This window comes from Pseudomonas sp. B7 (assembly GCF_016735645.1).
GTDB classification, from domain to species: domain Bacteria; phylum Pseudomonadota; class Gammaproteobacteria; order Pseudomonadales; family Pseudomonadaceae; genus Aquipseudomonas; species Aquipseudomonas glycinae.
On the sequence record NZ_JAERRE010000005.1, the window covers coordinates 126,599 to 140,936 of the forward strand.

Annotated in this window: 13 protein-coding genes; 3 read left to right on the plus strand and 10 right to left on the minus strand. The window is 60.1% G+C overall.

From position 1 onward, the window contains the following. Positions 1 to 56 precede the first annotated feature (56 nt). From JKA62_RS13660 to JKA62_RS13670, 3 genes are all read right to left on the minus strand, one after another. Positions 57 to 1,259: an NAD(P)/FAD-dependent oxidoreductase gene (locus JKA62_RS13660; protein WP_011333873.1), complete on the minus strand. Its 1,203-nt coding sequence runs from the start codon at positions 1,257 to 1,259 to the stop codon at positions 57 to 59. 223 nt (positions 1,260 to 1,482) lie between these two features. Continuing rightward, positions 1,483 to 1,857: a response regulator transcription factor gene (locus JKA62_RS13665; protein ID WP_041475244.1), complete on the minus strand. Its 375-nt coding sequence runs from the start codon at positions 1,855 to 1,857 to the stop codon at positions 1,483 to 1,485. Between the two features lie 148 nt (positions 1,858 to 2,005). Then, complete coding sequence (locus tag JKA62_RS13670; RefSeq protein ID WP_011333875.1) at positions 2,006 to 3,025, minus strand: GlxA family transcriptional regulator; 1,020 nt, start codon at positions 3,023 to 3,025, stop codon at positions 2,006 to 2,008. Positions 3,026 to 3,300: 275 nt separating this feature from the next. On the opposite strand from JKA62_RS13670, the gene JKA62_RS13675 reads away from it, so the two are divergent. After that, positions 3,301 to 4,260 (plus strand): MBL fold metallo-hydrolase, encoded by a 960-nt coding sequence (locus JKA62_RS13675; protein ID WP_011333876.1) that lies wholly within the window; start codon positions 3,301 to 3,303, stop codon positions 4,258 to 4,260. Between the two features lie 144 nt (positions 4,261 to 4,404). Here JKA62_RS13675 and JKA62_RS13680 read toward each other — a convergent pair whose 3' ends face one another. From JKA62_RS13680 to JKA62_RS13700, 5 genes are all read right to left on the minus strand, one after another. After that, positions 4,405 to 4,779: a response regulator transcription factor gene (locus tag JKA62_RS13680; protein ID WP_011333877.1), complete on the minus strand. Its 375-nt coding sequence runs from the start codon at positions 4,777 to 4,779 to the stop codon at positions 4,405 to 4,407. Positions 4,780 to 4,905: 126 nt separating this feature from the next. Continuing rightward, positions 4,906 to 5,430, minus strand: coding sequence for a hypothetical protein (locus JKA62_RS13685; protein ID WP_201818251.1), 525 nt, complete (start codon positions 5,428 to 5,430; stop codon positions 4,906 to 4,908). Between the two features lie 15 nt (positions 5,431 to 5,445). After that, a complete protein-coding gene (locus JKA62_RS13690; protein ID WP_311776284.1) occupies positions 5,446 to 6,093 on the minus strand; it encodes an AraC family transcriptional regulator in 648 nt (215 codons plus the stop codon). A 110-nt stretch (positions 6,094 to 6,203) separates the two neighbouring features. After that, positions 6,204 to 7,658 carry a sensor histidine kinase gene (locus tag JKA62_RS13695; RefSeq protein ID WP_011333880.1) on the minus strand — a complete coding sequence of 485 codons (1,455 nt, stop codon included), beginning with the start codon at positions 7,656 to 7,658 and terminating at the stop codon, positions 6,204 to 6,206. Between the two features lie 346 nt (positions 7,659 to 8,004). Next, positions 8,005 to 8,652 (minus strand): response regulator transcription factor, encoded by a 648-nt coding sequence (locus JKA62_RS13700; RefSeq protein ID WP_201818255.1) that lies wholly within the window; start codon positions 8,650 to 8,652, stop codon positions 8,005 to 8,007. Positions 8,653 to 9,054: 402 nt separating this feature from the next. Here JKA62_RS13700 and JKA62_RS13705 point away from each other — a divergent pair, with 402 nt between their 5' ends. Next, positions 9,055 to 10,029, plus strand: a complete 975-nt coding sequence (locus JKA62_RS13705) for a LysR family transcriptional regulator (RefSeq protein WP_011333882.1) — start codon at positions 9,055 to 9,057, stop codon at positions 10,027 to 10,029. Positions 10,030 to 10,137: 108 nt separating this feature from the next. Here JKA62_RS13705 and JKA62_RS13710 read toward each other — a convergent pair whose 3' ends face one another. Both JKA62_RS13710 and JKA62_RS13715 read right to left on the minus strand, forming a co-directional pair. Next, the gene (locus JKA62_RS13710; protein WP_011333883.1) at positions 10,138 to 10,956 is read right to left on the minus strand and encodes an alpha/beta fold hydrolase; all 819 of its coding nucleotides are present in this window, start codon (positions 10,954 to 10,956) and stop codon (positions 10,138 to 10,140) included. A gap of 345 nt (positions 10,957 to 11,301) precedes the next feature. Continuing rightward, positions 11,302 to 13,476 (minus strand): TonB-dependent siderophore receptor, encoded by a 2,175-nt coding sequence (locus JKA62_RS13715; protein WP_011333884.1) that lies wholly within the window; start codon positions 13,474 to 13,476, stop codon positions 11,302 to 11,304. A 406-nt stretch (positions 13,477 to 13,882) separates the two neighbouring features. Between JKA62_RS13715 and JKA62_RS13720 the strand changes: the two genes are divergently transcribed. Next, positions 13,883 to 14,323: a hypothetical protein gene (locus JKA62_RS13720; RefSeq protein WP_041475246.1), complete on the plus strand. Its 441-nt coding sequence runs from the start codon at positions 13,883 to 13,885 to the stop codon at positions 14,321 to 14,323. Positions 14,324 to 14,338: the final 15 nt, after the last annotated feature.

The following is a 14,338-nucleotide window of genomic DNA, read 5'->3' on the forward strand; positions in this document are numbered from 1 at the left end:
AACGTGGCGGGCGCCTGGGAATGCGCAGCGATAGGGAAGTGTGAACCGTCGGGTGATCAGGCCACCGGAATCAATGGGTCGGCCGCGGCCAGTGCGGTTGCACGATCGGCGGCAGGCGGGTAGATCCACACGGTGTTGATCTGGGTCTTGAGGTCCTTGGCCTCTTGCCCGACCAGTTTCAATTGACGGTCCCAGCCCTCGGTGAACACCGCGCCCCAGGCGCCGAGGTCAAGGCAGGTCACGTACTTGGGCTGGCGGTAGGTGACCGGTGCGACACCGATCAGGTCAGCGGCCACATTGTTGCCGGCATAACGGCCCAGGCTGATCGCATGCTGGCAGGACATCGCGGCGTAGTTTCCGAGATCATCCGTGGCGGCATAAGCCACGTCGCCGGCGGCGAAGACATCCACGTGCCCCAGCACTTTCAAGTGGCCGTCGACGTGCAGGCGACCTTGCGGATCACGGCTGCCCGGAATCTGTTCAGTGAGCGGGCTGGCGCGGAAGCCAACGGTCCAGATGACGGTGTTGGACTCGATCCGTTTGCCGTCAGCCAAAGTCACGCCGCCGGCATCCACCGAGGCGACCGAGGCGTCGACTACCCATTCAATGCCCAGCTCTCGGGACGCTTCGACAATGGACGGGCGAATGCCGTCACCCAGAGTCGCGGCGATTTGCGGCGCGCGATCCACCACGATGACCCTGATCGGCGCATCGTCACCCAGTGCGGCACGCAGGCGGGCCGGCATTTCGGTGGCGGTTTCGATCCCGGTAAAACCACCACCGGCGACCACCACGGTATTACGCGCAGCGCTCGACGGCTGGTCCTTCAACGACTTGATATGGGCTTCGAGGCGTGCTGCTTCTTCGATCTGATCGACATCGAAGGCGTGTTCGATCATGCCTTTGAGCGGTGGCCGGATTACTCGGCTGCCGGCAGCCAATACCAGTCGGTCATAGTTCAGCGTGCCTTGTGTGCCGAAGGCATCGCTGTAGGTCACTTGCTTGCTGGCGGTGTCGATGTTGTCGGCGATGCCTTTGACGAATTTCACGCCCACGGCATCGAACAGTTCACCCAGCGGCGCTTTCATGTTGTGGACATCCGGCTCGTAGAAGCGCGGACGGATGCGCAGTTCTGCCTGGGGTGCGAGGACGGTGATCTGCACGTCGTTACGATCATGCTGGTCCAGCAGACGTGCGGCGCTCAGGGCGCTCCAGACTCCACCAAACCCTGCGCCTATCACTAAAATGTGCTGTTTCATCGGATGACTCCTGTGGAAATTCTGGTCGTTGAACGGCTTGTCCGTTCATGCGTGACCGTCTGCCGCTCTGCACGAAGCAGGTGGTTGTGAACAACCGCAGAGCCGGTTCGATTCGCTGGGGAAGATGCTATCGGGGAAGGTGCGGCGAGACACTTCTACATAGGGTCAGTGCCGACATGCTTAGGTATGGGGTGGGGTATACACAGGTATAGAAAGAGGGCCGTCAAACGGCGCGATTGAATGCGCTTTCGATGCAGGTGATGAGTTCGCCGCACGGGAAGGGTTTAGGGAAATAGGCGAGGGGCTCGGGGAATGCGGCGTTGACCCTTGGCGGACGCCCCTGGTAACCCGTGATGAAAATGATCGGGATGCGCACGCCTCGGGCGCACAGCTCATCGTACATCTCGATGCCGGACAGACCGGGCATCTGGATGTCCGAGATGATGCAGCCGGGGCGGGGCGGCGCCTTCATCGCCAGAAAAGCCTCCGCGTTCGGATACAACTGCACGGTGTAGCCGTGCGAGCGCAACAGGCTGTCCAGCGCCATGCGCACGGACTCATCATCATCGACAACCGATACAACAGCGGTGTGGGACATTGCTTTACCAGGGCTGATCTCGGGTAGCCCGTCGAGGACGCCCGCCATTGCCGCACGATACGCCGCTCGGTTCGGCGGCGTACTTATACGTGTGTATAGCGACAGTATTTGAACGTCTGCGAGCCCGGTGCCATTGCGCTGTGTGGCGTCAGCGCGAGAACCGGCTGCGGTATTCCCGGGGCGAGACCGAGAGGTGACGGTAGAAGGTGTCGCGCATGCGTTCTTCGTCGCCAAACCCGCACAACTGCGCGATCTGGTCGATGTTGCGCTGAGAGTCTTCGAGCATTCGTCGCGCCGCTTCCAGGCGAAACAGCTCGAGTGCCTTGGCCGGCGTGCGGCCAATCTTGCGTTTGTAGACCCGCGCGAAATTGCGCGGGCTCATTTGCGCCTGTCGGGCCAGCGATTCGACGCTCAATTGCGGGTCGCCGAGGTTTTCGCTGATCCACAGGTGCAATTCTTCGAAGCAGCCTCTGTCGTCGATCTGCGCTTGCAGCAACTGGCTGAACTGCGCCTGACCGCCAGGGCGTTTGAGAAAAACCACCAGCTCACGCGCCACCTTCAACGCCACGGCGCGGCCGCAATCGGCCTCGACCAGCGCTAGCGCCATGTCGATTCCGGTGGTGACCCCGGCGGAAGTCCAGACGTTGCCTTGCTGGATGTAGATCGCATCAAGGTCGACATCGACACTCGGAAAACCACCCTTGAGCATGTCGCACATGCCCCAGTGGGTGGTTGCGCGCAAGCCTTCCAGCAGCCCGGCCTGGGCCAGCAGAAAGGTGCCGCTGCACACCGAGGCGGTGCGTCTGGCCTTGGCCGATGCCGCGCGCAGCCAGTCGACCAACGCAACGTTGTCGAGCATGGCCTGACGGATGTTCGGCGCACCGGGCACGATCAGCGTATCGATGGTTGTCTCGTCAAAGGTGCGCAGGGCCAAGGTGTTGACCGACAGCCCTTCGGCGGTGGCGATCAATCCGCCGTCCAGGCTGGCGGTGTGCAACGCGTAGCCAGGCAAGCCGCGTTCGGCCATGGCCTTGGACGCGGCCCAGAACACGGTTTGTGCGCCGGTCAGGTCCAGCAAGCCCATCTGCGGATACGCCAGGAACACCAGCGTGCGCGGTTGCGCGAGCAAGCAGGTGAGAGGGTCGGGTTGGTGAAAAATAGAGTTCATGACTGCTCAGGGACCTGATGATCGCCCGCTTTTCGGCGATCCGGTGCGCCGTAGTTTCGGTGTTTGCGGGCAGGAGCGCGAATATACATTGGTATGGGCCACTGCCACCTCAACAGCGGCGTTACTCGGTCGATGTGGTTCAAGCCCTATACCCGCGTATGGTGTTGGACGTCGTGGTCGCGATGCACACTCGATTTCAAGGCGCGCCATTCAGCGCTTGCGCCAGCAAGGGCATTCGTCCGGGAAATTTTGACTCAGCCAAGAGGAAAGCGACCATGTCAACGTATCTGAATCACTCCAATCAAACCAACGCAACCGATGACCGGCAGGCGTCCGTCACCCGCCAGCCATTCGCTCCGGCGCAGGAGCTGGTGCCATCGCGCTACGCACTGCAGGTCGGCGACATCGACGTGGTGGTGATCAGCGACGGCGTGCTGCCGCTGCCGACCTCGACCATGTCCACAAATGCCGACCCGCAGGCTCGCGCCGCCTGGTTCAAGGACATGTTCCTGGGGCCGGACGCGTTTGACTGGGCACTCAACGTGCTGGTGGTGCGCAGCGGCGAGCAGATCATTCTGGTCGACGCCGGGCTGGGCGGGCAGTTTCCCGGCTTCCCCCGGGCCGGCCAGTTGCCGAAACGCCTGGAAGCGGCGGGCATTGATCTGGCCAGCGTGACTGACATTGTGATCACGCACATGCACATGGACCATGTCGGCGGTCTGCTGGTCGACGAGGTGAAGAGCCGGTTGCGTGCGGATGTGCGCATTCACGTCTCGGCAAAAGAGGTCGAGTTCTGGGAGACGCCGGACTTCACCCAGACCGTCATGCCGGCGCCAGTGCCTGACGTTCTGCGCGCGACGGCCAATCAGTTCATCAACGATTACCGCCGCCAGGTGCGCACCTTCGAGGATGAATACGAAGTGGCGCCGGGGGTGGTGGTGAAACTCACCGGCGGGCATACGCCGGGGCACAGCATTGTCTACGTCAACTCGGGCGGCGAACGCCTGACCTTTGCTGGCGACGCCCTGTTTCCGGTGGCCTTCGAGCATCCGGAATGGCACAACGGTTTCGAGCATGATCCTGAAGAGTCGGTGCGTGTTCGCATGCGTCTGATGCGCGAAGCGGCGGCTAGTGGCGAGTGGTTTGTTGCCACCCATCTGCCGTTCCCGTCGGTAGGTCGAGTGGCGGTCGATGGCGATGCGTTCCGCTGGATTGCAGCGTTCTGGGATTACTGATCGGCTGTCGGCGGCCCGGCTGCATTCTGCCGGGCTCGATAAAAATCAGGCCCCGCAAGTGATGAGCTTGCGGGGCCTTTTTTTGCTTTGAGGTTTGTTGGTCGGGCAGCGGCGGCTCTGCATCCAGTTGTTCGTCAGGGCCGCTCAACGGCGGCGCATCAGCGCCTGTTCGATGCAGGCCAGCAATGCCCCGGTATGGAACGGTTTGGAGAAATAACCTTCCGGCGTCTTCACCCGCGCACTGAACTCGGGGGGCAGGCCCGGTTTGCCAGTGATGAAAATCGTCGGAATATGGATCTTCCTGGCCGCCAGCGCCTCGTACATTTCGACCCCGCACATGCCGGGCATCTGAATGTCCGAGATCAGGCACCCGGTCTGCTCTGGCGCGCTCGATTCAAGAAATGCAAAAGCGCTGTTGAATGTCTTGACCGTATAACCGCAAGACCGCAACAAACTGTCCATTGAAACCAGAACAAGTTCGTCATCATCGACAACTGAAACAATAGCTGAGTGGAACATGGGAAACCTTGCGTTCTTTGCGGGTGTCTGTCGCGCCCGCCATACTTGCAAGATACGCTTTCAAAAATTGTGGAATAGTATACGTGGGTATGTTTAGTTGGTTTTTTTGTTAGTTGCGAAAGTTAATCAATGTTCAGCAAATAAATGGTTGTTGATTAACGAAAGAAAGTAACTGTTATGTCGAGTGCAGGCTTCAAAGAGTTGTCGGCTGGCGCAGTCGTTGTTGGCAATTGCGCTGGCGCGACAGTCGCGGAACAAGGCATCGGCGGCCCGTAGTCGGCGCAGGGCGCGGTCAATGCCTTTAAGGCAGTCGGCAAAGCATAAAGGTTCGGGAGCCTCATTGAGGTCGTAGAGCGCGTCGCGCTGGGCATGGCCGCCCAGGTCGGTGATGCCGGTGACGAGAAAGTCGGCGTAACGGGTATTGGCATTCAACAGCCTGCGCAACAGCGTCTGCACCGGTAAAAAGCTGACAGCGTGCAGTGTCTGCTGGCTGTGCCTGAGCCGCGCCAGAATGCTCAGCGTCGCGCTCAGGGTCTGCGTCAATGCGTCGATGATCTCCACGCGCTCAGCGGTGGACAACGATGTGTGCGTGCCATAGCGGGTGATGCAGGGCGGGTGACTGACCAAATACAGTTTGTGCGGTGCGTTCATGACCACCGTCTCCGGCTAGCGCTCGTGCGCGATGGAATGTTGTGATTGCAGCAGCGGACTCCACTGTTTCTGGTTGTCCGGGCGTCGGTAGTACACCACCATGCGCCGGGCGACCTGCATGGCCAGCTCGCGACCGTGATCGGCCTCGACCATTGCCAGCGCCAGATCGATCCCAGCGCTGACGCCGGCGCAGGTCCACACCGATGCCTGGTGGACGAAGATGGCCTCGCGATCCAGCTCGACCCTGGGGAACAGCCGCTCGAACATGTCAGCCATCAACCAGTGTGTCGCCACGCGCAGGCCGTCGAGCAGTCCGGCCTGAGCCAGGAAAAAAGCACCGCTGCATACCGACGTCGTACGGTTGGCCGTCGCTGACGTGGCGCGCAACCAATCGACCAGCGGCGCGTTGTCTCGCAACGCCTGGCTGATGAACGCCGAGCCCGGAACGATCAACGTATTGATCGGCTCGTCGCCGAGCTCATCCAGCCGCCGGGTTTGAACCACCAGGCCTTCGCCGGTCTGGACCGGCCCGCCTTGCAGGCTCGCGGTGTGCAAGGCATAACCGGGCAAACCGAGTTGCGCCAGTCCGCACGTCGCCGCCCAGAAAACGGTCTGCGCACCGGTCAGATCCAGCAGGCCCATTTGCGGGTATGCCACGAACACGACGGTTCGTTCGTGTACCGGAGTTTCGGGTTCTGCGCCGGGGGTTGTACGTTGGATAGACAATGCGGGTCTCCATATCGCCACCGCGCGACATCAGGGGTGGATGGTTGTCATTGATCGTGTTCGAGCGCAGCCAATGGAATCGCAAACACAAACTGCGTGCCGACGCCCTCGGTGCTGTTGACCCAGATGCGGCCGCCGTGGAATTCAATGATCGAACGGCAAATCGAGAGGCCCATTCCCAGGCCGGTGGGCTTGGTGGTGAAAAAGGGGTCGAACAGCGAAGGCAGGATGTCCTCGGCAATGCCGACGCCGGAGTCGGCGATTTCAAGCACGGCCTCGTTGTGCAGGATCGAGGTGGTGATCCGCAGCGTCCGGGCGCGGTCAAGCACATTGGCCATGGCCTGGCAGGCGTTGATGATCAGATTGATGATGACTTGCTGCAGTTGTACCCGGTCACCTTTGATCCGCGCACCGTGAGTGCCCAGTCGGGCGTGCGGGCGAACCTCATGGAAGCTGATGTCATGTTGCATCAGCGTCAGCGAGTCACTGACGATGTCGTCGAACACTTCGACATTGCGCTGCACCTCGCTGTGTCGCGATAACGCTCGAATACAGGCGATGACATCGGAGACCCTGACCGAGTTTTGAATGATCCGGTCCAGCGAACGGCGGGCTTCTTCCAGGTTGGGTTCGGGCCGGTTGATCCAGCGTTTGCAGGATTCGCCGCTGGTGATGACCGCTGCCAGCGGCTGATTGATTTCGTGGGCAATCGACGCGGCCAGTTCGCCCATGGAAGTCAGGCGCGTGACGTGGGCGAGGGTGGCTTGCGAGTGAAACAACGCCTCTTCCGACTGTTTGCTGGCGGTGACATCCATCAGCGCCCCGGCGTATTGCGTGCGCCCGCGATGTCTGGGCAACGGGCTGGCGATCATCTGCACGTGCTTGATCCGACCATCCGGCATGAGCAGCCGATGCTCGACTTCGACCAGCTCCTGCCGGCGCGCAAACTGCTCCAGCACCTGATCGATAACCGGCAGGTCGTCGGGATGAGTGCGTGACTTGACCAGCGCCAGTGTCGGGGTGACGTCCGGCGAATACTCGAAAATACGCGACGACTCTTGCGACCATGAAACGCTGACTTTTTTATCGATGATGAAACCGATACTGCCGGTGTGGGTAAGTTTCTGTGCGCCCAGAAAGAACGCTTCCTTGCGCCGCAGCGTTTCAGTGGCGCGTTTGCTGCGCAACGCGAGCAGGGAAATGGTCGTCAGCGCGATCAGGCACCTGACGAATCCGGCGATGCTGCGGTGATCGCGATAACCCTCATCGACCAGGAAGTCGGCCGTCAGCAGCGTGAGGCAACCCAACGCGACGGCAAGAAATACCGGTACCGGGAAGATGTTCGCGGACATGAATACCAGCGTGATGTAGAACAACGTCGGCGCAACGTCCAGATCGAGGTACGCGTTGGTTATATAGATCATGCTGCCGACCGCTATGGCGCAAAGCCAGGCGAAGGCGTCTGAACAAAGAAGTTGTGCGCGACGTTTGATGATAGACATTTATTCTTCCAGATTTTTGCTATCGGACGGCAGGTCGTGTTCTTTCGATGAAGCAGGCAAACGCTATGAAAGGCGTATTAATGAAGAGGTTAAAAAGTCTGAAGTTGTTTTTCAGACATGACGGTTGTTGGCGACTGTCTGTCATTCACCAATCGTTGTATTGAGTAATGGTTATTTGAATAAAAATCTTATTCGAAGACTTCTACGCTGGCACTGCTGCATTGGGTCACTTGCAATATGACTGCGTATGAAATGGATATACCCAAGTGTTAGTTGTTCGGAACTTGAGTGTTGATTGTGCCGGGCAGCCACGGCGGCTTGAGCCATACCGTATCGTTTCATTCGGTCACCGATGTGCAGGCAGCGCCGCGATGACTTCGGCCATGCGCACGAGGTCGGCAAATGAGCGCGCGCCCATCTTGCGCATGGCCTGGCCCCGGTGGATCTTCACAGTGATTTCACTGAGGCCGATTTCCCCGGCGATCTGCTTGTTCATCAAGCCTGAGGCTGCCAACGCCATGACCGTCTGCTCCCGGGGTGTCAACGTCCCATGACGGGCGCGCAGTTCATCGGCATGCCGCCCTGACTCGCGACGCTGCTTGTCCCGCGAGTGCGCGGCGCAGACGGCATCGATCAGGTCCTGCTCGCGAAACGGTTTGGTCAGGAAGTCCACCGCGCCGGCTTTCATCGCGCGCACGGTCATGGCGATATCGCCGTGTCCGGTGATGAACACGATTGGCACATTGGTTCCGGCGGTGGCCAGTTCATTCTGGAAATCCAGCCCGCTGCTGCCTTGCAGGCGCACGTCGAGTACCAGGCAACTCAGCGTGTCCGGACGTTGATACGTCATGAACTCGGCGACCGATCCGAATAGCTCCACCCGCAGACCAATGGAGCGCAACAGGCTGCCGAGGGATTCGCGCAACGCGGCATCGTCGTCGACGATGAATACCACCGGCTCGCTGGGGTTGTTGCTGATGGGATTGTTGTTCATTGCTCTTTTCCCAAAAGGTTGTGACGTTGTGGCGAATCCCTTGGCCGGGCGGCCGGTGTTTGCTCGTGCGGGTTGATGCCCGACCAGAGACACGGTCCCGCTGGCGATAGCGCCGTGCGACACGTTGCGCAGGTGTGGGCGTGAGTAGATAGACGGTTAAGCATCGTAGTGGCGCAGCACGCCGTCAGCTAGGACAAAAAACCCGAAAAAACGGCCATTGCACCGGTCTTTGCGCGGCCCGATGCAGCTATCGGTTTCAAACGGTTCATACACAAGTATCAAAACACTCACCTAACGCATGATCCCGCTGTCCCCAAGTACCACAGACGTCCGGCAGGCGCGCCCTTAACCTTTATCAGCTCTCCGTCGATTTCAATGGCCGCGTGCCGGGTGGTGAACTTCATGAACAGAAATGAACTCCGTCGTGTCGACATCAATCTGCTGGTGGTCTTCGAGACGCTGATGCATGAGCGCAACGTCAGCCGGGTCGGCGAGAAACTGTTTCTCGGTCAACCGACCATCAGTGCAGCGCTGGGGCGTTTGCGTGTGCTTTTCGACGATCCGTTGTTCGTTCGTGCGGGGAGGGTGATGGAACCGACAAGGCGGGCCGAGGAAATTTTCGCCAACCTGACGCCGGCGCTGGATGGCGTTGTCGCGGCGTTGAGCCGTTGCCAGCCCTTCGCCCCAGCTACCAGCGAGGTGACCTTTCAGGTCGGCCTGTCCGACGATGTCGAATACGCGTTGCTCCCGCGACTGCTGCGCCAGCTTCGTAGCGAGGCGCCGAATATTGCCTTGGTGGTGCTGCGCGTCGATCAGCAGCAGATGTCGCAGCGGCTGTTCAATGGCGAGATTTCTCTGGGCATCAGCCCTACGCTCGATCTGCCGGCCAACGCTAGACGCAAGAGTCTACGGTCGATCCGGCCAATGCTCCTGCGCTCGGATACCCGCCCGGGCCTGCTGGCGCTCGATGAGTTCTGCGAGCGCCCGCATGCCATCGTGTCGTCCATGGGCAAGGCCAGGGATGACACCGACCACGCGCTGGACCTGCTTGGACGTCGGCGCAAAGTGGTGCTGGCAGTGCCGCAGTTCAGTGCCTTGCCAAGGTTGTTGGCGCAGAGCGACATGCTGGTCATCGTTCCGGATTACGTGGCCAGGGCCATGGCCTCGGTGAATGGCATCAGGGCCGAGCCGGCCCCTCTGTTGCTGCCATCGCGGGAGCTTTCCATGGTCTGGCGTGCCGCTGCGCACAACGATTGCGCTCAGCGTTGGCTGCGTTCGCGTTGCCAGGCATTTCTTGGCACGCCGATTGAGTTGCAGGTAGTGCCAAAATTACGCCCCGCGTTGCCCGTCGATCAGACGTTGATGATGGCCCGGTAGATAACTGCAACGGCTGTGTGATTCGCCCAATAAAAAGCTCCGACTCGATCGGAGCTTTGTTTTTAAGGGGGTGTATGTGGCTTGCCGTCAGGAGGGCACCCCGGCAAATCACGCATTGATAAACGCCAGAAGATCCGCGTTGATGGTGTCGCCGTTTGTGGTGCACATGCCATGGGGCTGGCCGGGGTAGGTTTTCAGCGTACCGTGCTTGAGCAATTTGATTGAGAGGTGAGCCGAATTGGTGATCGGCACGATCTGGTCATCTTCACCGTGCAGCACCAGGGTCGGCACATCGATGTTTTTCAGGTCATCGGTGAAGTCGGTTTCGGAGAACGCGCTGATGCAGTCGTACTGCGCCTTGATCCCGCCGTTCATGCCCTGACGCCACCAGTTTTCGACGATCGCTTCAGACACTTTCGCACCTGGGCGATTGAAGCCGTAGAACGGTCCGCTCGGGAAGTCACGATAAAACTGGCTGCGATTCTGCGCGAGTGCCTTGCGCAACCCGTCAAACACCTCCATCGGCAGGCCTCCGGGATTTTTTGCGGTGCGCAGCATGATGGGCGCTACAGCGCCGATCAGCACGGCCTTGGCCACCCGGCCGCGACCATGCCGCGCCACGTAGCGCGCCACTTCACCGCCGCCGGTGGAGTGGCCGATGTGCACGGCGTTGCGGATGTTCAGGTGTGCCATCAACTCGGCAATGTCGGCGGCGTAGGTGTCCATTGCGTTGCCCATGGCCGTTTGCGAGGAGCGACCATGGCCACGTCGATCATGGGCGATGACGCGAAAGCCCTTGTTGAGGAAGAACAGCATTTGCGTGTCCCAGTCATCACTCGAAAGGGGCCAGCCGTGGTGGAAAACGATCGGCTGGCCGTGGCCCCAGTCCTTGTAGAAAATCTGCGTGCCATCCTTGACGGTGAACATTCCCGAATCGCTGCCTTTACCGGCGCTTTTGCTGCCCCCTGACGCGGATGCCGGTGTCTGCTGCGTCGCCAGCGCCGGCAATGCCACCGCCAGGGTAGCGGCCATGGCACCCGTCGTGATCAAGCCACGACGGGTGGTTCCGTTTTTCTCGTCAGTCATTTTGAACACCCATTGAGTTAAAGAAGTTGCACAGGCGGCGCAAGGCTGCAGCCCTGGCCGAAGGCAATCTTTGGGCAAAGGGGTACGACTGACCACCAGACATGGGTTTTTGAAATTAACGCTTTGGTATGTAGGTGTGGCGGGAGGAATCTTGGCGGGGGTGGCGCGTCCCTGCGCCTGGACAAATTAGAAGGTGTATTTGGCCGTCAACATCATGTTGCGCGGGCTGCCATAGCTGTCGCCGCCGTAGCTGACGGAGTTGGCGATGGTGGAGTAGTACTTGCGGTCGAAGATGTTGTTGGCGTTGAGTTGCAGGTTGAGGTTTTCATTGACCCGGTAGCCGGCCATCAGGTCGGTCACGGCGTACGCGCCTTGCTTGAGTCGGTAGTTGCCGCCATCGAGCAGTTCGATGTCGTTGTACATGCGGCTCTGCCAGGAAATGTTGCCGCCCACGCGAAGTTTTTCCAGCGGGCCCTGAAAGTTGTAGCGGGTGGTCAGTTTGAACAGGTGCTCCGGCGTGTCGGTGTCGAACTGCTTGTTCACGTTCTGCGGGTTCGCCTCATCCTTGATGGTGTGCGTACGGGCGTAGGTGTAGCCGCCGCCGATCTGCCAGTTGTCGGTGAGCGCGCCTTGCAGTTCGAAGTCGATACCCTGGCTGCGGATCTCGCCGGAGGCCTCATAGCAGGAAGACTGCGGGCAGTTCGGCACGAACACCTGCACCGCGCGGTTTTCCTGATCGACACGGAACACGGCGAGGCTGGCATTCAGCGCGCCGCCCAGGTATTCGCCCTTGATGCCGACCTCGTAGTTCTTGCCCACGATCGGCTTGACCGGGTTACCGGAGGTGCCCTTGTTGCTCTGCGGGGTGAAGATGTCGCTGTAGCTGGCGTACACCGAATGATGGTCGTCCAGCTCGTAGATCAGGCCGGCATAGCGGGTGACGTTGCGGGTGACTTTGTAATCGCCGTCGCCATCGCGGTTGTCGTAGTCGTACCAGTCCAGACGTCCGCCGAGGATCAGTTTCAGCGGGTCGGCCAGGCTCAGGCGGGTGGTCAGGTATACGCCGTCCTGAGTGGTGACTTCACGTGTGTTGTTGGTGTGGACGAAGTCCGGCTTGCCGGCGTTGATCGGCCAGTTGGTGTCGTACGGCGAGTAGTTGTGGGTGGTCAGGTCGTAGATGCGTTTGCTGGCGCCGACCACCAGTTCATGGCTGCGTCCGAAGGCTTCGAACGGGCCGCTGAAGAAGGCGTCGAGACCGGCCTGGTTTTCATCGGCCTTGGATTGGTAAACCGTGCGGGCCAGGGTGTCGTTGACCCAGCGCGACTGGTACGAGCCGGAGAACAGCGCGTTCTGCTCGGAATAGTTGGCGTTGACCTGCAGCTTCCAGTCGTTGGCCAGTTGCTGACGGATCTCGGCGAAGACGGTGTTGATTTCCTGATCCTTGTCTTCCCAGGAAGTGCCGGGGTTGTACGAGCGCGGGAGGTCGAGGTGATGGCCGTCGAGGCCGATCATTGATGAACCCCAAAAGTAGTTGGTCCTGTCCTTTTGGTGCGAGAAACCGAGGGTCAAAGTGGTGTCGTCGCTCAGATCGGCTTCGGTGACGGCGTAGAACAGGTTGTGTTGCTCGTCGACGTCATCGATGAAGCTGTTGGCGTCGTGGTAGGACGTGACCACCCGGCCGCGCAGGGTGCCGCTGTCATTGAGCGGGCTGGAAGCATCGAGCTCGCCGCGATAGTTGTCCCAGGTCCCGGCGGCGCCGGTCAGGGTCACGCGCTGCTCGGCCAATGGGCGTTTGCGCACCAGGTTGATCGCCGCCGAAGGGTTGCCGGCACCGGTGACCAGACCGGTCGCGCCCCGAACGACTTCAACCCGGTCGAACATCGCCAGATTCGGCTGGGAGCCGACGTTCACGCCGTCGTAGCCGCTCGGAATGCCGTCGTACATCAGGTTGTCGATGTTGAAGCCCCGGGCTTTGTAGGCCTGTCGGCCGGGGCCGTTGGAGTAGTCGAGGAACAGCCCCGGCGTGGCGTTGACCACGTCATTGATGCTGGTCATCGCCTGATCGTCCATGCGCTGGCGGGTGATGACGGTGACGGCTTGTGGTGTTTCGCGCAGGGTCAACGGCAGTTTGGTGGCGGTGGCCATGGTGCCGGTGGTGTACGACTCCGAGCCTTCGGTGGTACTGCCCAGTTGGGTGGATGTGATTGCAGTCGCGCCGAGTTCGAGGGTGGCGGGCGGGGCGGTGTCCTGCACCTCGCGGGTTTCATCGGCCAGCGCCGGGGTCATGACGGCCATGCAGATGGCCATGGACAGGAGGTTGCGTGACGGGTTGAAACGATGTGGCGAGGTGGGGCGCGACATGGAGGCTTCCTGATTATTAAATAGCAAACAAAGCGCTGTTGAGAATCATTGCCAATAATTGTGTCAGGGTTTTTTACAGCGACAAAGCGATTCGTGAAAGAAATGTGAAATCGCGCAACGGGAGAGGGAGCTGGGTCTGTGTCGTTACGGAACCGCTCAAGCACGGCCCTTGGCGCTCAGACAGCCGAAAAGCCGCTTGTCAGTTTCCAATGCAAACCAACAGGTTGGCGTCTACTTTTGTGGCCGGGTCAGTCAAATGACAGGAGAAATTCTGAAGTCATTCATGCGCTTTCGAACTGGCCCCGTGACGTTGATTTCAGGATGGATCTTGAATGAGGCGCGGAGCAACGCCCAGGCGATGCGTAACGGAGAAACCGCGCCTTTGAGCTTGTTAAGGAGAACGCAGATGGCAATCAGCCGAGTCACCGAAACAACCGATAAAACCGCACTCGTCAAAGCCGAGGTGTACCGCTGGTACAACCTCTTTTTCCCGTGGTCGCGCGGCGTGGCTTCCCAGTCGGAAGACGCGATAAAGCCTTTGTACGATGCCCTGGCGAACGATTTCCGGGTGGTGCTCACGGACGGTCAGATCATGGATCGGGAGAACTACTGGGAACGCCTTTGGGGACTGCACGGCAAACGTGCCGGAAGCCCCGAGTCGCACATCATCAATCTCTCGATCACGCCGCTTCCCGGTGACTTCTTCCTCACGGTTTTCGACCTGGTCAAGAACGGGATCACCAAGAAGAAAGTCGACTCGGCGCTGATGCGCCTCGACCCGGATTCGCCATCGGGAATCTCGTGGATTTACGTTCACGAAAGCGAGCACGAGACGTCGTTCGCGTAAATCGTTCAATGACCG